The organism is Mycobacterium sp. Soil_C_30 (assembly GCF_057656995.1).
The window spans coordinates 100673-119736 of the sequence record NZ_JBDGJH010000010.1; the positions used below are offsets into that span (position 1 = coordinate 100673).

Annotated in this window: 18 protein-coding genes; 8 read left to right on the forward strand and 10 right to left on the reverse strand. The window is 66.9% G+C overall.

What is annotated here, in order from left to right:
* Positions 1-6: 6 nt before the first annotated feature.
* From AC3A6P_RS19665 to xylA, 4 genes are all read right to left on the reverse strand, one after another.
* Positions 7-1278 (reverse strand): sugar ABC transporter permease, encoded by a 1272-nt coding sequence (locus AC3A6P_RS19665; RefSeq protein ID WP_487693372.1) that lies wholly within the window; start codon positions 1276-1278, stop codon positions 7-9.
* 11 nt (positions 1279-1289) lie between these two features.
* Entirely contained in the window at positions 1290-2075 is a 786-nt protein-coding gene (locus AC3A6P_RS19670; RefSeq protein ID WP_487693373.1) for an ATP-binding cassette domain-containing protein, read from the reverse strand.
* 6 nt (positions 2076-2081) lie between these two features.
* Positions 2082-3179 (reverse strand): sugar ABC transporter substrate-binding protein, encoded by a 1098-nt coding sequence (locus tag AC3A6P_RS19675; protein ID WP_487693374.1) that lies wholly within the window; start codon positions 3177-3179, stop codon positions 2082-2084.
* 155 nt (positions 3180-3334) lie between these two features.
* A complete protein-coding gene (gene xylA / locus AC3A6P_RS19680) occupies positions 3335-4555 on the reverse strand; it encodes a xylose isomerase (RefSeq protein ID WP_487693375.1) in 1221 nt (406 codons plus the stop codon).
* A 120-nt stretch (positions 4556-4675) separates the two neighbouring features.
* Here xylA and AC3A6P_RS19685 point away from each other — a divergent pair, with 120 nt between their 5' ends.
* Positions 4676-5842 (forward strand): ROK family transcriptional regulator, encoded by a 1167-nt coding sequence (locus AC3A6P_RS19685; protein WP_487693376.1) that lies wholly within the window; start codon positions 4676-4678, stop codon positions 5840-5842.
* A 4-nt stretch (positions 5843-5846) separates the two neighbouring features.
* Here the strand turns inward: AC3A6P_RS19685 and AC3A6P_RS19690 are convergent, their stop codons facing one another.
* Both AC3A6P_RS19690 and AC3A6P_RS19695 read right to left on the reverse strand, forming a co-directional pair.
* Positions 5847-7868, reverse strand: coding sequence for an acetate--CoA ligase family protein (locus AC3A6P_RS19690; protein ID WP_487693505.1), 2022 nt, complete (start codon positions 7866-7868; stop codon positions 5847-5849).
* A 32-nt stretch (positions 7869-7900) separates the two neighbouring features.
* Entirely contained in the window at positions 7901-9547 is a 1647-nt protein-coding gene (locus AC3A6P_RS19695) for a phytoene desaturase family protein (RefSeq protein WP_487693377.1), read from the reverse strand.
* A gap of 112 nt (positions 9548-9659) precedes the next feature.
* Between AC3A6P_RS19695 and AC3A6P_RS19700 the strand changes: the two genes are divergently transcribed.
* Positions 9660-10331: a TetR/AcrR family transcriptional regulator gene (locus tag AC3A6P_RS19700; RefSeq protein WP_487693378.1), complete on the forward strand. Its 672-nt coding sequence runs from the start codon at positions 9660-9662 to the stop codon at positions 10329-10331.
* A gap of 13 nt (positions 10332-10344) precedes the next feature.
* On the opposite strand, the gene AC3A6P_RS19705 is transcribed toward AC3A6P_RS19700, so the two are convergent.
* Positions 10345-11490 carry an ABC transporter ATP-binding protein gene (locus tag AC3A6P_RS19705; protein ID WP_487693379.1) on the reverse strand — a complete coding sequence of 382 codons (1146 nt, stop codon included), beginning with the start codon at positions 11488-11490 and terminating at the stop codon, positions 10345-10347.
* Positions 11491-11506: 16 nt separating this feature from the next.
* Entirely contained in the window at positions 11507-12883 is a 1377-nt protein-coding gene (locus AC3A6P_RS19710) for an aspartate aminotransferase family protein (protein ID WP_487693380.1), read from the reverse strand.
* A gap of 90 nt (positions 12884-12973) precedes the next feature.
* Between AC3A6P_RS19710 and AC3A6P_RS19715 the strand changes: the two genes are divergently transcribed.
* The 5 genes from AC3A6P_RS19715 (at position 12974) to AC3A6P_RS19735 (ending at position 17373) form a co-directional block, all read left to right on the forward strand.
* The gene (locus AC3A6P_RS19715) at positions 12974-14227 is read left to right on the forward strand and encodes a polyamine ABC transporter substrate-binding protein (RefSeq protein WP_487693381.1); all 1254 of its coding nucleotides are present in this window, start codon (positions 12974-12976) and stop codon (positions 14225-14227) included.
* 6 nt (positions 14228-14233) lie between these two features.
* Positions 14234-15166: an ABC transporter permease gene (locus AC3A6P_RS19720; protein ID WP_487693382.1), complete on the forward strand. Its 933-nt coding sequence runs from the start codon at positions 14234-14236 to the stop codon at positions 15164-15166.
* Positions 15163-15624, forward strand: a complete 462-nt coding sequence (locus AC3A6P_RS19725; RefSeq protein ID WP_487693383.1) for an ABC transporter permease — start codon at positions 15163-15165, stop codon at positions 15622-15624. The genes AC3A6P_RS19720 and AC3A6P_RS19725 overlap by 4 nt, the downstream gene beginning before the upstream one ends.
* Positions 15621-16037 carry an ABC transporter permease gene (locus tag AC3A6P_RS19730; RefSeq protein WP_487693384.1) on the forward strand — a complete coding sequence of 139 codons (417 nt, stop codon included), beginning with the start codon at positions 15621-15623 and terminating at the stop codon, positions 16035-16037. Before AC3A6P_RS19725 ends, AC3A6P_RS19730 begins: the two co-directional genes overlap by 4 nt.
* A gap of 184 nt (positions 16038-16221) precedes the next feature.
* The gene (locus AC3A6P_RS19735; protein ID WP_487693385.1) at positions 16222-17373 is read left to right on the forward strand and encodes an aromatic ring-hydroxylating oxygenase subunit alpha; all 1152 of its coding nucleotides are present in this window, start codon (positions 16222-16224) and stop codon (positions 17371-17373) included.
* Between the two features lie 31 nt (positions 17374-17404).
* On the opposite strand, the gene AC3A6P_RS19740 is transcribed toward AC3A6P_RS19735, so the two are convergent.
* Together AC3A6P_RS19740 and AC3A6P_RS19745 are read right to left on the reverse strand one after the other, a co-directional pair.
* Positions 17405-17701: a hypothetical protein gene (locus AC3A6P_RS19740; RefSeq protein ID WP_487693386.1), complete on the reverse strand. Its 297-nt coding sequence runs from the start codon at positions 17699-17701 to the stop codon at positions 17405-17407.
* 94 nt (positions 17702-17795) lie between these two features.
* Positions 17796-18332 carry a MarR family winged helix-turn-helix transcriptional regulator gene (locus tag AC3A6P_RS19745; RefSeq protein WP_487693387.1) on the reverse strand — a complete coding sequence of 179 codons (537 nt, stop codon included), beginning with the start codon at positions 18330-18332 and terminating at the stop codon, positions 17796-17798.
* Between the two features lie 130 nt (positions 18333-18462).
* Between AC3A6P_RS19745 and AC3A6P_RS19750 the strand changes: the two genes are divergently transcribed.
* Complete coding sequence (locus AC3A6P_RS19750) at positions 18463-19062, forward strand: FMN-dependent NADH-azoreductase (protein ID WP_487693388.1); 600 nt, start codon at positions 18463-18465, stop codon at positions 19060-19062.
* The last annotated feature ends 2 nt before the right edge of the window (positions 19063-19064 follow it).

The window sequence follows — 19064 nt, forward strand, 5'->3', positions numbered from 1 at the left end:
CTCAGCTCAACTCAAGCCGGTGGCCGAGCGCCGGCGGCGGGAGATCGCGTCGACGCTCGCGGCGAGCAGCAGCACCCCGCCGGTGACCAGGAAGTTGATGTAGGAGGACTGGTTCAGCAGTCCGAGACCGTTGGCGATGGTGGCCACCACCACACCGCCGATCACCGCGTCGATGGCCCGGCCTTTGCCGCCGAACAGGCTGGTGCCCCCGATCACCGCCGCACCCACGGCGTACAACAGGGTGTTGCCCGCACCGGAGGACGCCGACACCTTCCCGGCGTACGACGCGGCGATGATGCCGCTCAACGCCGCCAACGACGAGCACACGATGAACACCGAGACGCGAATGCGCGCCACCGAGATACCGGCGCGTCTGGCGGCTTCGGCGTTACCGCCCACCGCGTAGATGTGCCTGCCGTAGGCCGTCCGGTTCAGCACCAGGGTCAAGACGATGAGTAGCACCAGGATCAACGGCAGAACGTAAGGGATGCCGCGGATCTCGACACCCCGGTTGACGGCGCGGTTGACGCTGAGCACGTAGGTGACTCCGAGGACGACGACGGCGACGGCGACGATCCGTGCGACCACCACCCCCAGCGGCGGGTGGGCCAGTCTCAGTGCGGTCTTGCGGCGGTACTGGTAGAGCTCGAGGCCGGCGAAGCCGAGCACCACCACCAGGGCCAATGTCCACCCGGCCGTCACCGACAGATTGCTGATGGTCAGGCCCCGGATCACCGGGTCGTCGACGCGCGCGGAACCACCCTCGCCGATGAGCTTGAGCGTGACACCCTGCAGGCCCAGGAAGAACGCCAGTGTCACCACGAACGACGGGATGCCGAGTTTGGCGCGCAGCACACCGATGGCCAGCCCGATCAAGGCGCCGCACGCGATACCGGCTCCGATCGCGAGCCACCACGGCCAGTCCATGTTGACGATCGCCAGTGCCATGACACACGCCGAAACCCCGCCCGCCACACCGGCGGACAGGTCGATGTCCCCGAGCAGCAGCACGAACACCAGGCCCATGGCCAGCACGCAGATCGAACCGGCCTGGGTGATGAGGTTGGCCAGGTTCAGCGCGGACAGGAACCGTTCGTTGGCCAGGCCGAACACCACGAACAGCACGACCAGACCGAGCACCGCGGGCAGCGACCCCATGTCACCGCCGCGCACCCGCTGCAAGTACCCGCGTACCGCAGCACCGAAGCTCTGGTCGGTGCGGGTGTCGCCGATGAAGTCGCCCTCGGCCAGCGTGACATCCGGACGAACACTGGTCATGTCATTACCCTTCACAGCGATTCCGCGGCCTGAGCGGGTGCCAGGCCCAGACTGCCGGACCGTCCCGCGGTGATGAGTTCGACGATCTGGCTGTGCGTGACCTCGGAGGCCTTGACGTCCGCGGCCACCCGGCCCAGGTAGAGCGCGCAGATCCGGTCGGCAACCTCGAAGACGTCGACCATGTTGTGCGAGATCAGCACCACACCCAGACCCTGCTGGGCGAGCCGGCGAACCAGGTCGATCACCTGCCGGGTCTGCGCGACACCCAGTGCGGCGGTGGGCTCGTCGAGCAGCACCACCTTGGAGTTCCACAGGACCGACTTGGCGATGGCGACGGTCTGGCGCTGACCGCCCGACAGGCTGGACACGGTCTGGCGCACCGATTTGACCGTCCGTACCGACAACGATGCCAGCGCTTCCCGCGCCATGGTCTCCATCCGGGCCTCGTCGAGGATGCCCCGCCGCTTGATCTCGCGGCCCAGGAACATGTTCTCGACGATGTCGAGGTTGTCGCACAATGCCAGATCCTGGTAGACCACCTCGACGCCGAGAGCCGACACATCGTTGGGTCCGTGGACGGTGACCGGCTTGCCTTCGAACAGGTACTCGCCGCTGTCGATGGGATGGATGCCGGCGATCGCCTTGACCAACGTCGACTTCCCCGCGCCGTTGTCCCCGACCAGGGCGGTGACCTCGCCGGGATAGACCTGGAAGTCGACGTCGTGCAGGACGTGCACCACACCGAAACTCTTGTTGACGCCGCGGAGTTCGAGAATGGGTTCGCCGGTTGAGGTCATGACGATTCAGGCCCCTGCCGCCGAGCACATGGCTTCGAACTGCCCGGCGCACACCTCGTCCTTGGACTGTCCGCCGTCGTCGAACACCACATTCATGTTGTCCTTGGTGATCGACTTCGGGGTCAGCAGCACCGAGGGCACGTCGCGGCCACCCTGGTCGTCGCGCGAGGTGTTGTTGGTCTGCGGCTGTTCACCGTTGGCCAGCGCGATCGCGGCCTCGGCCAGTGCGTTGGCCTCTTCTGTGGCCGACTTGTAGACGGTCATGCACTGCGTGCCGGCCAGGATGTTCTGCAGCCCTTCGACGGTGGCGTCCTGGCCGGTGACCGGTACCTGCCCGGCTCGCTTGTTCTTCTCCAGGATCGAGATCACCGAACCGGCCAGACCGTCGTTGGCCGCGTACACACCGTCGATCTTCCCGTCGGCCGCGGTGTACATCTGCTCGAAGATCGTCACCGCCTTGTCGTTGTCCCAATCGGGCACGGCCTGCTCGCCGACATTGGTGATGCTGGGGGTGGCGTCGATCACCGAGTGGGCGCCGCTGGAGAACAGCGTGGCGTTGTTGTCGGTGGGAGATCCGTTGAGGAACACCACGTTCGCCGGCCGTCCGCCCAGACAGTCCACCAGGCCCTGGCCCTGCAGTTCTCCGACGACGGTGTTGTCGAACGAGATGTAGACATCCGCCGAACCACCGAGTGTGAGGCGGTCGTAGTCGATGGTCTTGATGCCCTGGGACGCGGCCTTCTGCTGAATGGCGGCGCCGCTGTCGGAGTCGAGGTTGACGATCGCCAGGACGGTCACGCCGTCGGCGATCATGCCGTCGGCGATGGTGGCCATGGTGTCGGCGGAACCTTCGGCGTTCTGGATCGTGTAGTCGACGCCGGCTTCCTTGAACGCGGCTTCCAGCGCGGGCCGGTCCTTGGACTCCCAGCGGACCGACGATTTGGTGTCCGGCAGGATGACACCGATCTTGCCGCTCTGGGCCTCGGCGCCTCCGGTGCCGGTCTCCGACCCGCCGCCGGAGCCGGAATCACTGCTGCTGCACGCGCTGAGCGTGAGACCGACGCCGACGACCGCGGTGAGGAGCAGGGTGCTGGTTCGATTCACGGAAATCGCCTCCGGAGAAGTGGTGGGTGAAGTTGTGGATGTGAGGTGCGCAGGACGGCACGAGCCCCCGACCCGGTTTGTTCTTTCAGGCAACATATAACGTGACCTGTGTCACGTCCAGGATTCGGTGATGCAGAGGTTCGGCCACGGCCGGGTCAGCGCGCGCCCATCAGGTGCTCGATCGCCAGCTGGTTCAGCGCCACGAAGTTGCAGCCGCGTCCACCGAAGTACGGCGCGGGGTCGAACTGCCGGTAGGAGGCCGCGTCGGCCAGGAGATCGGCATAGGTCTCGCCGGGGGAGAGGGTGGGCTCCCGCAGTTCGGGCACCTTGGCCGCGGCCAGTGCGTCGATGACCGCCGGGTCGGCGCGGAACGCGGCGGCCCGCTGCTTCAGCAACAGATACATCCGCATGTTGGCCGCCGCTGACGCCCACACCCCGGCGCTGTCCTCGGTGCGGCTGGGTTTGTAGTCGAAATGCCGTGGGCCGTCATAGGCTTGCGTACCGTCCGGGCCGCCATGCTCCAGTAGGTCGACGAGAGCGAAGGCATTGGCGAGGTCGCCGTGGCCGAACACGAGGTCCTGGTCGAACTTGATGCCGCGCTGACCGTTGAGGTCGATGTGGAAAAGCTTGCCGCTGTAGAGGGTTTGCGCGATGCCGTGCATGAAGTTCAGACCCGACATCTGCTCGTGGCCGGTCTCGGGGTTGACGCCCACGAGCTCGGGATGGGCCAGGGTCTCGATGAACGCCAATGCGTGGCCGACGGTGGGGAGCAGGATGTCGCCCCGCGGCTCATTGGGTTTGGGTTCGATCGCGAATCGCAGGTCGATGTTCTGCTCGATCACGTACTGGCACAGCAGGTCCATCGCCTCGCGGTACCGCGCCAGCGCGGCCTGAACGTCTTTGGCCGAATCGTATTCGCTGCCCTCGCGACCGCCCCAGAGTACGAACGTCCGGGCACCCAGTTCGGCGGCCAGGTCGATATTGCGCAGCACCTTGCTCAGGGCGAAACGCCGCACCGCGCGGTCATTGCTGGTGAATCCGCCGTCCTTGAACACGGGTTGGGTGAACAGGTTGGTGGTGATCATCGGCACCACCAGTCCGTTGGCTTCCAGGGCTGAGGTGAGCCGGCTGATCATCCGGCGGCGTTCGGCTTCCGAGCTGCCGAACGGGATCAGGTCGTCGTCGTGGAACGTCAGTCCGTGTGCCCCGAGTTCGGCGAGCCGTTCGACGGCCTCGACCACGTCGAGGGTGGGCCGGGTGGCCACGCCGAATGGGTCGGCACCGGTCCAGCCCACGGTCCACAGGCCGAACGAGAACTTGTCGGATGGCGTCGGCTTAAGTTCGTCGGCGCGCGCGTTGCTTTCCAGAACCGTCATGATGATGCTCCTCGGGCCCGGTGTCGGCGGGCTTGTGGTGAAACGGTTTATTTGTTCTGCGAGCGAACATATGATGTGGGCTGCGCCACTGTCAAGGGTGGTCGCGCGAGAAGGGAAACGATGAACCGCACCGGGGACCAGCGCGCTGCGCGGGTGGGCACCAGCACCGACGACGTCCGCCGGCGCAACCTGTCCAGCGTTCTGACCCTGGTGCATCACCACCGTGCGTTGAGCCGTGCGGAGCTCACGCGCCGGACCGGTTTGTCGCGGTCCACCATCAAGGATCTGGTCGAGGAGCTGAGCGCGCGAGGGCTGGTCCAGGAGTCCCCGGCACCGGCGGTGGCGCAGGTGGGCAGGCCCAGTCCCATCGTCAGCCCGGGCAATCGGGTGCTGGCGGTGGCCGTCACGCCGGAGGTGGACGCGGTCACGGTGGGCGTGGTCGGGCTCGGCGGGCTGGTACTCGAGGTGGTACGTCGCTCGACCAAAGGTGTGCCCACCGCCGCGGCGGCGGTCGAGATCGCAGTCGAATCGATCGATCGGATCCGCGTCGGCTTGCAGCCGGGTCAGGAACTCACCGCTGTCGGAGTGGCCGTGCCCGGGCTGGTGCACGGTCCGGGGTCGGCGGTCCAGTTGGCGCCCAATCTGGACTGGCACAACGTCGAGATCGGCCAGATGCTCAGCACAGCAACGGGTTTGACTTCTTCTGCGGCCAACGATGCCAATCTCGGCGCCATCGCCGAGCACTTGTTCGGCCGGCACGGCAATGCCGACCACCTGATTTACGTCAACGGCGGACCGAGCGGTATCGGCGCCGGTTTTGTGGTCGCGGGTGGGCTGCTCGAGGGGGTCGCGGGTTATGCCGGCGAACTGGGCCACACCTACGTCGGCGGCGGCGAGCCCTGTCATTGCGGCAGCGTGGGATGCCTGGAAACCGAAGTCACGCAGGCGCCGTTGGCCCGGCTGCTGGATGAGCTCGACGGCGCCGCGCCGACCATCCACAGCGGGGCCGAACTGGACGTGATCAACCGGCAGGCGCGCTCGCTGGCCATCGCCCTGGGTAATGCGGTGAACATGCTGAATCCGCGATTGATCGTGCTCGGTGGCTTCTTGCGGGTGTTTCCTGCCTACGCCTCCGATGTGTTGCGCGAGGAGTTGGGCCGGCGGAGCATGCGGGCGCCGTGTGATCTGGTCCGCGTGGTGCCGGCGACACTCGGCGCCGAGACGCTGATGATCGGCGCGGCGGAACTGGCGTTCGCGCCGTTGCTCGCCGACCCCGGCAGTTTCTGACTCCTCAACCGCGGGCGATCACCAGCGCGTCGACCGCCACCGCGCCGTTGGGCCCGACGATCACCGGGTTGGCTTCCACCGCATCCAGCACATCGCCGAGTTCTGCTGCCAGACAGGAGAATCCGACGATCACCTGGACCAGCGCCGCCAAGTCGGCCGCAGCCGCGCCGCGCCACCCGTCGAGAAGCCGCCTGATCCGTAACGACATCACCAGGCGCTCAGCGGCGCGGGCGCAGACCGGGGGGAGGGCGACGGCGCGGTCGGCGACCAGTTCGACCATCACCCCTCCGGCTGCGATCACCACCAGGGGTCCGAAGCTGGGGTCTCTGACAAAACCCACGGAGACCTCGACCCCGGGTTCGGCCATGGCGTTGATGGTGACCGACGGCCCGAGTGCGCCCGCCATCGCGGTGTAGGCGGTGCGCAGGGCGTCCTGCTCCGCCACACCGAGTACCACACCGCCCACCTCAGTCTTGTGGGCGCTCGCCGTGGTCTTCAAGGCAACCGGATACCCCACTGCCGCAGCCGCGTTCAGTGCCTCGTCGAGGTTCCCGGCCGGCCGCGAGGCGGCCACCGGGATGCCGTAGTCGGCCAGAAGCTCGAAGGCCGGCGCGGCACCCGCGGCCAGGCGGGCCCGCCAGCGGCGTTGACGTGCCGAGTCCACCGCAACATCAGGTGGAGGCGCCGGATGGGGCCATTCGACAAGATGCCGCAGCGCGGCGAGTCCACTGCGATAGCCCTCGAGCACCGGGATACCCGCGCTACGTACCCGGGCGGCCATCGTGGGATCGACCGCCGACGGCACCGAGGTCAGCACGGCCAGAGGCGCATCGGTGTGCCGGGCGGTGTCCAGCACGGCGTCGGTGTAGGCGGTGTCTCCGTCGAACTCGGTGACCAGGTCCACGGCCAGTGCGGTGACGGCCACGGCCGGATCCGCCGTCATCAGCCGCAGGCACGCGCCGAACAACGCCCGGGTGTCGGCGCCGGTGCCCCAGACGTCCAGCGGATTGGCAGCCGCCAGCCCGTCGTCCAACAACTCGGCGATCGCGGCCACGGTGTGCCCGTCAAGATCGGCGAACGGCACACCCACGGCATCGGCGACGTCGGCGCACAACGCACGTTCGGCGCCGGAATCGTGCACGGTGGCGATTCCCGTGCCGGGCCCCGGTGCGACCCGGCTGCGCCGCCGGGCGCTGAAAAGTTCGATCGTGTCCGTGAACTCGGCGAGATCGTGCACGTGCACCGCGCCCGTGGCGGCGCAGAATGCTGCCCACCCTTCGGCGCCGCCGGCCAGGGCGCCCGAGTGTGCCGCCACCATCGCGCGGCCACGGGGTGATCCGCCGACGGTGAGCATCACCACCGGGATGCCGGCGTCGGCCGCCCGGCGCAGAGCCGCCCCCAGACGCGGCACCGACCGCGGAGTCTCCAGCACCAGGGCGATGAGTTCGGTGCCCGGGTCGGCCAGTGCGTACTCGATGTAATCGGCGGTGTCGGTGACCAGTTCCTGCCCCGAGGACACCGCCAGCCGGAAACCGAACCCGCGACGGCTGCGCAACAGGGAGGAGAACGCCGACCCGGAATGCGTGATCAACGAAACGCCACCGGGCGGCAGGGGATCGGGCTCGAGATAGCCCAGCGCGCGCACCCCGAGCGCGTTGTTGATGAAGCCCATACAGCCGGCCCCGCACAGTGCCATACCGGCGTCGCGGGCCAGCGTGATGATGCGCTCGCGCTGTCCGGCGCCGTGCGCGGACCCGAACAGCACCGCCGAGGACGCGCCGACGGAAACGGCGGACTCGAGTGCGGCGACCACCGCGGCGTCGGGGACTCCGAGCAGTACCAGCTCCGGCGCCTCGTCCAATGCTTCCAAGGCTGGTACGCAACGCATTTCGCCGATGCGCCGGTAGCCCGGATTGACCAGATGGACCCGCGCCGATCCGCGGCACGCTTCGGTGACCATCCTGGCGCCGAAACTGTCGGGCCGTGCGCTGGCGCCGACCACGGCGATGGATCGGGCGCCCAGCATGGTCGCCACGGCAGCTCGAGGCGTCACATTGCTCAGGAGCGTCGGCCGAACGAGGCGATCCGCGCACGGCGGCCCGCGCGCTTCTGGTCCGCCAGGGCGGCTCTGGCGGCCTGCCAGCCAGGGATGCCGCACACCCCGCCGCCTGCGTGGGTTGCCGAGCTGCCGTTGTAGAGCCCCGCGATGGGCGTGCGGTAATCGGCGAAACCGGGGGCCGGACGCATGTGGAACAGCTGCTCGAGGGACAGCTCACCGTGGAAGATGTTGCCGCCGATGAGGCCGTACTCCTGTTCCATCTCGTGCGGTCCCACGATGTCGCGGTGCAGGATCGAGGATTTGAATCCGGGAGCCACCTGGTCGTAGAGGTCGATCAGCCGGTCGGCGTAGGCGTCCAGTTCCTCCGTGTGTGCCTCGTCGGCCCAGTCCGAGGGCACCCACTGGGTGAACAACGACATGATGTGGGTGCCATCGGGATTGAGTGTGGGATCCAAGGTGGTGGGGATGACGCCGTCGCTGAACGGCAGCGCGGCGGGTTTGCCGAGCCGGGCGTCCTGGAATGCCGCCTCGATGTAGTCCATGGTCGGGGCCATCTCCACGGATCCGGTGTGATGCTCGGCCAGGCCGGTGCTCGGGTCGGCGGTGAAGTTGGGTAGTTCGGCCAGCGCGAGGTTGATCTTCACCACCCCGCTGCGGGTCTTCCAGCGCTCGATGTCGTTGACGAACTCGCTGGGCAGTTCATGGCGGGGGATGTGGTCGAGGAAGGCGGTCCGTGGATGCAGGGTGGTGACCACCAGCGGTGCGCGGATCTCGTCACCGGTGTCCAGGACCGCGCCCCGCACGCGGCCGTTCTGCACGAGCAATCGGGAAACCCTTGCCTCAGTGCGGATCTCGGCGCCGAAGGCGCGCGCCGACCGGGCGATGGCGTCGGATACCGCTCCCATGCCGCCCTCGGGATACCCCCAGCTTCCCAATTGCCCGTCACCGACATCGCCGATGGAGTGGTGTGCCATCACGTAGGCGGTACCCGGTTCGTAGGGGCCGGCCCAGGTGCCGATCACGCCGTTGACGGCCAGTGCACCCTTGATCTGCGGTGAGGTGAACCAGTCATCGAGCAGGTCGGCGATGCTCATGGTGAGCAGCCGGGTGACGTCGCCCATCATGCGGGTGGTCATGCCGCGTTGGCTCCAGCCGAGTTTGGCCAGGTCGAGCAGGTCGCCCGGTTTGTGCGAGCCGATGTTCGGCGGGACCTGCGTCAGAAGCGGACCCATGACATCGGCGATTCCCTCCAGCCAGGCGTTCCACTTGGGCCAGGTGTCGGCATCCCTCTTGGACCACCGGGCCAGCTGTTCATGGGTGCGGGCGGGGTCGTCTTCGTAGATGGTGAGCGAGCCGCCCTCGGGGAAGGCCTGATAGTAGGGCCCCATCGGGTGGACTTTGTAGCCGTGCCGCTCGAGACCGAGATCACGCACGATGGTGGGCGGCATCAGGCTCATCACGTACGACAACCGGGTGACGCGCAGATGCGGGGCGTCGGGCCAGGGTGCCTCGGTGGTGGCGGCGCCGCCGACGGTGCTTCGAGATTCGAGCACCAGTGTCCTGGCTCCGGAGCGGGCCAGGTAGGCCGCGGAGACAAGGCCGTTGTGGCCGCCGCCGATGACCAGAGCATCGTAAGAATCGGACATCGCGGAACCCTTCAGTCATTCGGCACACCTTGACTGACTGTTCAATCTAACCAAGTGTTAGGCTTCGGACAAGAGGCAGCGAAGCCGTATCTACAGGGAGATCGTCGAACTCATGGCCGAACCAGCACCCGCCACCGAGAACAACGAGGGCCGGCGTATCCAGATGTTGCGCGCCGCAGCCGAGTTGATCTGTGAGCGCGGGTTTTCCGAAACCCGGATCGCTGACGTGGCCAAGCGGGCCGGGGTGTCCTCGGCGCTGGTGATCTACTACTTCGGCACCCGCGACCGCCTGCTCGTCGACGCCCTCCGGCACTCGGAGGAGTCGTTCTACGAAGCCGCCGAAGCCATGCTCGCCGAGGTGAGTTCGCTGCGGGAACGGTTGTCCCTGCTGATCCGCTGGACGTGTGTGCCCGAGGGCCACGGCGCTGACGAGATCCCCGGTGCCTGGGGGTTGTGGTTCGACCTGTGGGCGCAGGCATTCCGCCATGAGGAAGTGCGGGCCGGCCGCATCGAACTCGATGCGCGGTGGCGCCGGATGATCATCGACGCGCTGGAGTCCGCCGAGTCCGGCGAGCGTGATCCACAGGTCGATTCACGGATGTTCGCCCTGGAGTTCGCGGCCCTGCTCGACGGGTTGTCCATCCAGGTGGCGCTCGAGGATCCCGATGTGGACTCGGAGGTGGCCTACCAGATCGCGATGCGTTTCGCCGAGCGGGAACTGGACCTCTCGCCGGCGACCAAGCGCGCCAGGAAGACTCCGGCCAAGAAGGCCGCCCGTCGCTGAGGAAGCCGAGCCGCTAGGACAGGCTCAGCTCGACCACCGGGTCGGCCACCACCACGGCTGAGCTGCGGGTCAGCACCCGCACCGCGTCGTGGCTGCACTCGCAGTGCACCGTGGCGCCCGGTTCGAAGCCAACCGATTGCGGCCCAGCGTGATTGGCCACCTCGACCACCAGGGCGGTCACATCACCGACGTCGACGTGCACCTGCGTGCACGACCCCAGGTAGACCACCTCGCGTACCACACCGGGAATCACGTTGGTGTCCGGCGCCGGAGTGTGGTTGGTGCTGTGGATCGTCAGGCGTTCCGGCCGGATCACGACGGCCGCGGGCCCGGTGGGGCATTGACCCGCGCGTTCGGTGGAGGCGCAGCGCACCGTCGTCGACATCGTGGCACACAGTGCGGAGCCGCCGGCCGATTCCAGGACTTCGGCGTCGAAGATGTTGGCCGCGCCCAGGAAGCCCGCCACGTAGGTGGTGGCCGGGGCGGAGTAGATCTCCTGGGGCGGGCCCACCTGCTCGACGCGGCCTTCGGCCATCACCGCGATCTGGTCGCTCATGGTCAGCGCTTCCTCTTGGTCGTGCGTCACATAGACGAACGTGATGCCGACTTCGCGTTGCACCGTGCGCAATTCGAGCTGAAGCTGTTTGCGGAGTTTGGCATCCAGCGCGCCCAGGGGTTCGTCGAGCAGCAGCACGCGGGGGCGCAGGACCAGTGCCCGTGCCAGCGCGACGCGCTGCTGCTGCCCACCCGAGAGCTGCGTCGGCCGCCGTTTGGCGAACTCGGACATCCGCACCAGCTCGAGCGCCTCCCCGACGCGGCGCCTGGTCTCGTCGCGCGTGGTCTTCAGATACTTCAAGCCGAAAGCGACGTTGTCCCACACGGTCATGAACGGGAACAACGCGTAAGTCTGGAAGACGGTGTTGACGGGCCGCTTGTGCGGCGGGTCGCCGGCGACATCGCGGCCGTCGAGTTCGATGCGGCCCGAGTCCGGTTTCTCGAAGCCGGCGATCATGCGCAACGTGGTGGTCTTGCCGCAGCCCGATGCGCCCAACAGTGAGTAGAACTGGCCCGCCGGGATGTCGAGATCGATCCCGGTGACCGCGGGAATGCCATTGAACGACTTCGCCAGCTGCTGCAGCCGGATCGCTCCGCCGGTCACCGGCACGGCTCCCGGGTCAGCGGGTCACGGCGGTGCCGAAGCGGGCGAAGTTGGCGGCGAACCGGTCGACATCGCCGGCGCCGTGCTGAACGGATAACAGCCATTGCTCCACCTTCCCCCATGGCGGCAGGAAAACTCCGCCATTGTGCTGCATCAACCAGTGCAGATGACCCAGCCGCGCGTCGATCTGCAGAAAGTCCCGGAACTCACGCACCCGGTCCTGCCGGAACGTCACGCATCCTTTGGCGCCCACCGCGACGACGTGCCACGGCAGCGCATGCTCGGCGATGGTGGCCTCGAGTGCTGATCGCAACCGGTGGGCCAGCACACCGAGGCGACGATAGGCGTCCTCGGTGAGCACATCGCTGAGGGTGGCCCTGGTGGCCGCCATGGCCAGCGGATTGCCGTTGAAGGTGCCCACCTGTTCATAGCGGCCGTCGGCGATCGCCGACATCACCTCGGTGGTGCCGCCGATGGCCGCCACCGCGATCCCGCCACCCAGCGCTTTGGCCAGGCAGACCATGTCGGGGACGACGCCGCTGAGCGCGGTGACACCACCCGGTCCGGTGGTGAAACCCGTCTTGACCTCATCGAAGATCAGGAGCGCGCCGGCGGCGTGGACCAGTCGGCGGATCTCGGCCAGATAGCCGTCGTCGGGCGGGATGATGCCCGCGTTCATCATCACCGGCTCGAGGATCATCGCCGCCACCCGACCGTCGTGTTCGGCCAGGGCGCGGGCCACCGCGCCGGCATCGTTGAACGACACCACGACCACGAGATCGCGGATGGCTGCCGGGATTCCGCTGTTACCGGGCACCCCGACCGGGTGGTCCCTGGGACCCACCTCGTCGGCCTCGGGCAGCACCGACACCTGAACCGAGTCGTGGTGGCCGTGATAACAACCCTCGATCTTGATGATCAGGTCCCGCCCCGTCAGCGCCCGGGCCAGATGTACCGCGTCCATGGTGGCCTCGGTACCGGAGTTGGCGAACCGCCACAGTGGCAGGCCGAAGCGGCGGGCGAGTTCACCGGCGATCCAGATGGCGTCTTCGGTGGGCTGCGCGAAATGGGTTCCGCGCCTTACTTGTCGGCTCACCGCGTGCACGATCGCGGGGTGCGCGTGCCCGGCGATCGAGGCCCCGTAACCACCGTGCATGTCGACGTACTCGGTGCCGTCGACGTCGTAGACCCTCGAGCCGGCGCCGTGGCTCATCCACACCGCCTGGGGTTGGGCGATCTGCCAGTTGGAGGTGGCGCCGCCGGCCAGGTGTTCCCGGGCTCTGGTGATCAGTTCGGTGCTGTTGGGCTGGCGCCGCAGAAAGATCTCTTCCTGGTCGGCGATCAGCTGGTCCACCGTGTCGGCCACCGGGCTCTCGATCGTGCGCGAAGCCACAGCGGAACCTCCGCTTCCTATCGGTTGACTGATCATTCAGTCTATGCGAGAGTCCTACCAGCGACAAGATGCAAAAGCGGGGAGGCCACGATGCCAGTACCCAGATCATCCGGCCCGACTCGGCGCCAATTCCTGGCCCGCGCTGGGCTTCTCGCTCTCGCCGCACCCACACTCAGCGGTGCGCTGTCGGCCTGCGGAAGCTCGGGGCCCTCGGGCTCCGGGGGATCCTCGGCACCCAGCCTGACACTTGCGCGTCCGGACAGCCCCGTCACGTGGGACATCGCCGGGGACAATCAGCCGATCGGCGATGGGCTGGCGCCGGAGAAGGGTGCCACGCTCAAGATCTACAACTACGCCGACTATCTGAGCCCGCAGGCCATCACGTCGTTCGAGGAGCAGTACGGCTGCACCATCGAGGTCTCCACCTTCAACGATGGTGACGAGGCCATCACCAAGCTGCGCAGCGGCGTCGACTTCGACATCTACAACGCCAATTACACCGAGATCAGCAGGCTGGTCAACGGCGGCCTGCTGCGCCCGCTGAACCACAGTTACATCCCCAACATCACCAACGTGTGGTCCAGTTTCACCAACCCCTGGTACGACCAGGAGTGGCGCTACACGGTGCCGTACACCATCTACACCACGGGGATCGGCTGGCGCACCGATCAGATACCCGAAGACATTGCCGCCCTGGCCAATCCGTATGCAGCTCTCTGGGACCCCATCTACAAGAACAAGACCGCCATCCTCGACGACTGGCACAGTGCCATGGCCATGGTGCTGCTGAAAGAGGGCATCACCGATGTCAACACCTCATCGGAGGCCGACCTGACGATGGTGGGGGAGCAGCTCAGTGCACTCGTCGAGGCGACCTCTCCGAAGGTCACCATCACCATGTACAGCGATCTGCCCGCCGGGCAGATGGGTCTGGCGCAGATGTGGTCCGGCGACATCATCAACGCCCAGTACTACCTCCCCGACGGCGTGGGCACCGACATCCTCCGGTACTGGTTCCCACCGGACGGCAAAGGGCTGGTGGACAACGACATGCTGGTGACGTTGCGCGGGGGCAAGAACCCGGTACTGGCGCATCTGTTCCTCAACCACATGCTCGACCCCGCGGTGGCCAAAGAAAACTTCTCCGCCATCGGCTACCAGCCACCGCAGAACTCCATCACGGCGGATTCGTTGGTGGCCGAAGAGTTCATCCCGGAGAATCTCCGCACTGCCATCGTCAAGCCGGAGTACTTCGACACCGGATTCCGGTTGTTGGAGCTCGACCCCGCCAACGACGCGGCGTGGCACAACGTCTGGAACGCCTTCAACGCCGGCGGATCCTGACCGGCCGTGGCGGTCACCGGCCTGAGCCCAGCGCCCACGCCCACGTCGCGTGATCGCTCGAGGTGGTTGTGGCCCGCACTCGCCGCACCTGGATTGCTCTGGCTGGCGCTGTGTTTCATCATTCCGCTCTACGTGGTCCTGTGCGTGGTCTTCGGCTACGTCGACCCCCTCTTCCGCACCGCCGTGCCGGTGTGGAATCCGCTGCACTGGAATCCTGGACAGTTCACCTATGTCTTGAGCCGCATCGGTCCGGGAGGTGTCTACGGCCCGGCGCTGCTGCGCACCGCGGCCTACGTGCTGATCGCCAGCTCACTGTGCCTGCTGATCGCCTTTCCCGTCGCCTATTACGTGGCCCGGCTGGCCGGGAAGCGCAAGGGGCTGCTGCTGGCTCTGCTGATCGCACCGTTCTGGATCAGTTACATGATGCGAATGCTGGCCTGGGTCAACCTGTTACAAGACGACGGCCTGGTCAATTCGGTGCTGAGCTTCGGTGGGATCTTCGATGTCGGTGTGCACTGGCTGACCGGGCAACCCGTCGTGGTGATCCTCGGATTGGTGTACGGCTATGTGCCGTACATGATCCTGCCGCTGTACGCGGGTTTGGACCGTCTGCCGCAGTCCACGCTGGAGGCTGCCCGTGACCTCGGTGCCGACCGGTTGTCGTCCTTCTGGCGGGTGACGCTCCCGCTGTGCCGGCCCACCATGGTGGCCGCGGTGTTGCTGACCTGCCTGCCCATGCTCGGGGACTACTTCACCAACGATCTGCTCTCGGCGTCACCCAAGACGGCGATGGTGGGCAATCTGATCAACGACAGCGTGCAGGCCCCCGGGCAGACCGGCCAGGCGGGCGCATTCGTGATGATCGTCCTGTTGGTCGCGCTGCTGCCGATGATCTACTACGTGCGGGTGATGGCCCGCCGCGACGAGGTGGCCTCATGAGAAGCCTGGCGACGTGGTGGAACGACCCGTGGCGCCCGCCTCGGGTGCTGGTGGCCGTCACCTCGGTGTACTTGATCTGGTCATTGCTGCCCGTCCTCATCGCGGTGTGGTTCTCGTTCAACGACGGCCGCTCGCGCACCGACTGGCAAGGGTTTTCGTTCCGCTGGTACTGGGGCGACGAGACGCGATCGGTCTGGCATGACGCCGCCCTGCACACGGCGTTGTTCCAGACTCTCAAACTCGGTGTGATCGCCACGTTGATCACGGTGCCGTTGGGGGTGCTGTTCGCGATCGGTATCGACCGGTGGCGTGGTCGGCTCCCGGACGGCGCGAACGTGCTGATGCTGTTCTCCTTCGTCATTCCCGAAGTGCTGCTGGCCGTGGCGTTGCTGTTCATGATCACGTCGGTGGCGCTGCCGTTGACTCTGGGACAGCCGCGCAGGTGGTCGGGTTGGTGACGTTCCAGGTGTCCTACCCGGCGGTGCTGGTACGGGCCCGGCTGGCCACCATCGGCCGACAATACGAGGAGGCCGCAATGGACCTGGGCGCAACACAATTGGGTGCGCTGCGCCGGATCATCCTGCCCATGCTCACTCCGGCGATCTTCGCCAGTACCGTCCTGGTGTTCGCCGACGTGATCGATGATTTTGTGCTGGTGCGGTACCTGTCCGGCGGCGCCTCGACCGAGCCGGTGTCGGTGAAGATCTACAACACCGCACGCGCCGCGCCCACACCTGCCCTCAATGCGCTGGCCACGCTGTTGTTGATGGCCGCGTTCGCCGCAGTGGTGATCGGGTACCTGGTGTACCGACGAATGGCCAAGGGGCACGGCACCGATCGCAGCATCGGCGCCTTCGCCGGCGAAGCCTGAGATTGTCCGCGTGAGATCCTGCGCGAGATCCTGCGCGAGATCCCGCGCGAGATCCTGCGCGAGATCCCGCGTGAGATCCCGCGCGAGCGCACCACTTTGTACGTAGAAACCCGGCGTGTTCTGTACAGACACGCTCGGTCGCCGGTATGGACCCGGGGCGGGGCTAACCAGTAATCTTGACTGTATGTTCAAACAGCACGGGCCGGCTCCCGTTCCCGCCGCCGAGCTCGCGGCGTCCCTGGCGCCGTTCGGGCAGTCACGGATGCTGCCGCGGGCGGCCTATGTCGACGCGGACGTGTTCGACTGGGAGCAGCGGGTGATCTTCTCGGGCTGGACCTGTGTGGGACAGGCCGCCGATCTGCCGGCGGTGGGGAGCCAGAAAGCCGTCGGCGCCGGGGCCACCGGTGTGCTGTTGGTGCGCGCCGAGGAGGACCTGGTGCGCGCGTTCGCCAACGTGTGCCGGCATCGCGGGCACGAGCTGCTGGCCTGCGGCGCGCAGATCAAACGCCGCGGCATCGTCTGTCCGTATCACGCGTGGTCGTACAAGCTGGACGGAAGTCTGCGCAACGCACCGGGTTTCGCCGACTCCGCCGACTTCCTGCCCGCCGAGTTCGGGCTCAGTGAACTGCGACTGGTCAACTGGCACGGTTGGTTGTTCGTCGATCGCAGCGGTCAGGACACCGATTTCGGCCGGCACGTTGCCGGCTTGGAAGACGTGGTGGCTCCGTACCGTCCCGAGGACCTCACCGTCGTGGCCCGGCACTCCTACGAGCTGGCCACCAACTGGAAGGTGATCGCCGAGAACTACCAGGAGTGCTACCACTGCTCGTCGATCCACCCGGAACTGAGCCGCATCAGCCCGCCCACCAGTGGCGAGAACCTCGAGCTCGACGGCTCGTGGATGGGTGGCTGGATGTCGATCGTCGACGGCGCCGAAACGATGTCCCTGAGCGGCAAGAGTGAGGGAGTGGCCATCAAGGGCCTGTCCGAACACGAACTGCGCACCGTGATGTACCTCGTCGGCTATCCCAACCTGCTGGTCAGCCTGCATCCCGACTATGTGATGACCCACCTCATGACGCCGCTGGCGGTTGACCGCACGCACGTGGAATGCGCCTGGGCGTTCCCGCGTGAGGTGGCCGACAAGCCCGATTTCGATCCGTCCTACGCCGTGGATTTCTGGGATCTGACGAACCGGCAGGACTGGGCGGCGTGCGAATCGGTGCAACGCGGCCTCAGCTCTCCACACGCCCGGCCTGGCCCGCTGGCCCCCGACGAAGACGGGGTGTACCAGTTCGTCACCCGGGTGGCGCGGGCGTACGCAGGCCAGTCGTGAACGGCCGGCCTGCGTACCTGTCGCCTCACCCTCAGAGGCGGCGCATCTCCCTCGCCATCAAGGCATCCGAATACCACGACGGCGTCCGTCGCGGGTAGCTCTTGCGCTTGCCCCGTTCTGCGGTCTCCGGAGACCAGGTGATCACCCGGTGCACCACGTGGAGGAATTGACGTGCCACACGACGGCCCGATGGTGCCGGCGTCGAGATCGCGATGGCCGACCCGAGCATCACCTGATGTTCGGTCACCACGACCACATCCGGTGTTGTCGGCGGTGCCTGCCGGCGGGCGACGTCGCCGCCGCCCAATTGTTCTGGAGTAACGGTCATTTCATCCCCCTGATGTGAATGACGTTCACGCCGATCCGTTCTGCGCTATCTGCAGAACCTACGAGCGCCGGCCTGCCGGCACACGCGTAGCGCACTACTCGGATCGGTGGGGGAGGTGTGAAGTCGTTGGCGGAGCGGGTGGTTCCTCGGCGAGGCACGCAGACGGCTCGAGGGGCCCGGCGGCACAGGGTTCCCCGGTCTCGCCGGCGGCGCGCTGCAACAGGTGATAGAGCGTGGTCCGTTCCGCGTCGTCCAGGGCGCCGAGCAGCGCACGCTCGACTTCGTCGAGCACGTTCTCGATTTCGGCCAGACGCTCGGCCCCGGCGGCCGTCAGCATGACGGTGTGTTTCCGGCGGTCCTGCGTCGAGCGCCGCCGCTCGACCAGGCCGTCACTCTCGAGTTCGTTGAGCAGTCCCACCAAGTTGGTCGGATCGATCCGCAGCAGGGTGGCCAGATCGGACTGCGCACGTTCGCCGAAGTCGCGGAGCAGCGTCAACGCGATGACATGGCGGGGGCGCAGCCCGAAACGTTCGATCTCGGATTCCGACGCGGTGCGCAACCGTCGAGCCAGGTGTTCGAGCAGCGGGCCCACCAATTGCCAGTGGGGTGACACCACAGGGAGCTCGGACACGAATCCAGCCTAGGGGAATACGCGGCGGCTTGACGTGGTATAGATAGTTTGTACTACACAAGCGATCTATGGAGAGCAAGCAATGTCCCACCTGCTGCACATCGATACGTCCATCCAGGGTGCGAATTCCGTGAGCCGACGCCTGACCGCCCGCGCGGCACAGCGGTGGCGTCAGCTCCACCCGCACGGGGAGGTCACCTACCGCGACTTCGCGGTGCAACCGATCCCGCATCACGATGCCGAGACCGGGCTGGCGGCGATGATCCCGCCGAAGGACCACACCGCGGCACAGGCGGCCGCCTATGGCCGCAGCGTCGCACTGATCGAGGAGATCAAGCGGGCGGACACCGTGATCCTCGGGCTGCCCCTGTACAACTTCGGGCCGCCCAGCACGGTCAAAGCCTGGGTGGATCACCTGATCGTGCCGGGCCTGTCCTTCGACCCCGAGACGCAGCGGGGACTGCTCGGTGACACCGAGCTGATCGTGCTGGCCGCGCGAGGCGGCGGTTACGGTGCGGGCACTCCGCGGGAAGGCTGGGACCATGCCGAAACCTGGTTGCCCCACGGACTCGCGATGACGGGCCTGCAGCCGCATTTCATCACCGCCGAACTCACCATGGCCGACAACAATCCGGCGATGGCCGAGCTGCGCCCACTGGCGGCCAAGAGCCTGGCCGGGGCCGAGTCGGCGATCGACGAATTATGGGCGGCGGAGCGGGTGGTTGCGTGACA

Excerpts from the sequence above, each read along its gene's own strand:
- AC3A6P_RS19685 (WP_487693376.1), top strand. The coding sequence starts at position 4,676 with ATGAACCGCACCGGGGACCAGCGCGCTGCGCGGGTGGGCACCAGCACC.
- AC3A6P_RS19735 (WP_487693385.1), top strand. The coding sequence starts at position 16,222 with ATGTTCAAACAGCACGGGCCGGCTCCCGTTCCCGCCGCCGAGCTCGCG.
- xylA (WP_487693375.1), bottom strand. The coding sequence starts at position 4,555 with ATGACGGTTCTGGAAAGCAACGCGCGCGCCGACGAACTTAAGCCGACG.
- AC3A6P_RS19725 (WP_487693383.1), top strand. The coding sequence starts at position 15,163 with ATGAGAAGCCTGGCGACGTGGTGGAACGACCCGTGGCGCCCGCCTCGG.
- AC3A6P_RS19670 (WP_487693373.1), bottom strand. The coding sequence starts at position 2,075 with ATGACCTCAACCGGCGAACCCATTCTCGAACTCCGCGGCGTCAACAAG.
- AC3A6P_RS19700 (WP_487693378.1), top strand. The coding sequence starts at position 9,660 with ATGGCCGAACCAGCACCCGCCACCGAGAACAACGAGGGCCGGCGTATC.
- AC3A6P_RS19665 (WP_487693372.1), bottom strand. The coding sequence starts at position 1,278 with ATGACCAGTGTTCGTCCGGATGTCACGCTGGCCGAGGGCGACTTCATC.
- AC3A6P_RS19690 (WP_487693505.1), bottom strand. The coding sequence starts at position 7,868 with ATGCTGGGCGCCCGATCCATCGCCGTGGTCGGCGCCAGCGCACGGCCC.
- AC3A6P_RS19715 (WP_487693381.1), top strand. The coding sequence starts at position 12,974 with ATGCCAGTACCCAGATCATCCGGCCCGACTCGGCGCCAATTCCTGGCC.
- AC3A6P_RS19740 (WP_487693386.1), bottom strand. The coding sequence starts at position 17,701 with ATGACCGTTACTCCAGAACAATTGGGCGGCGGCGACGTCGCCCGCCGG.
- AC3A6P_RS19695 (WP_487693377.1), bottom strand. The coding sequence starts at position 9,547 with ATGTCCGATTCTTACGATGCTCTGGTCATCGGCGGCGGCCACAACGGC.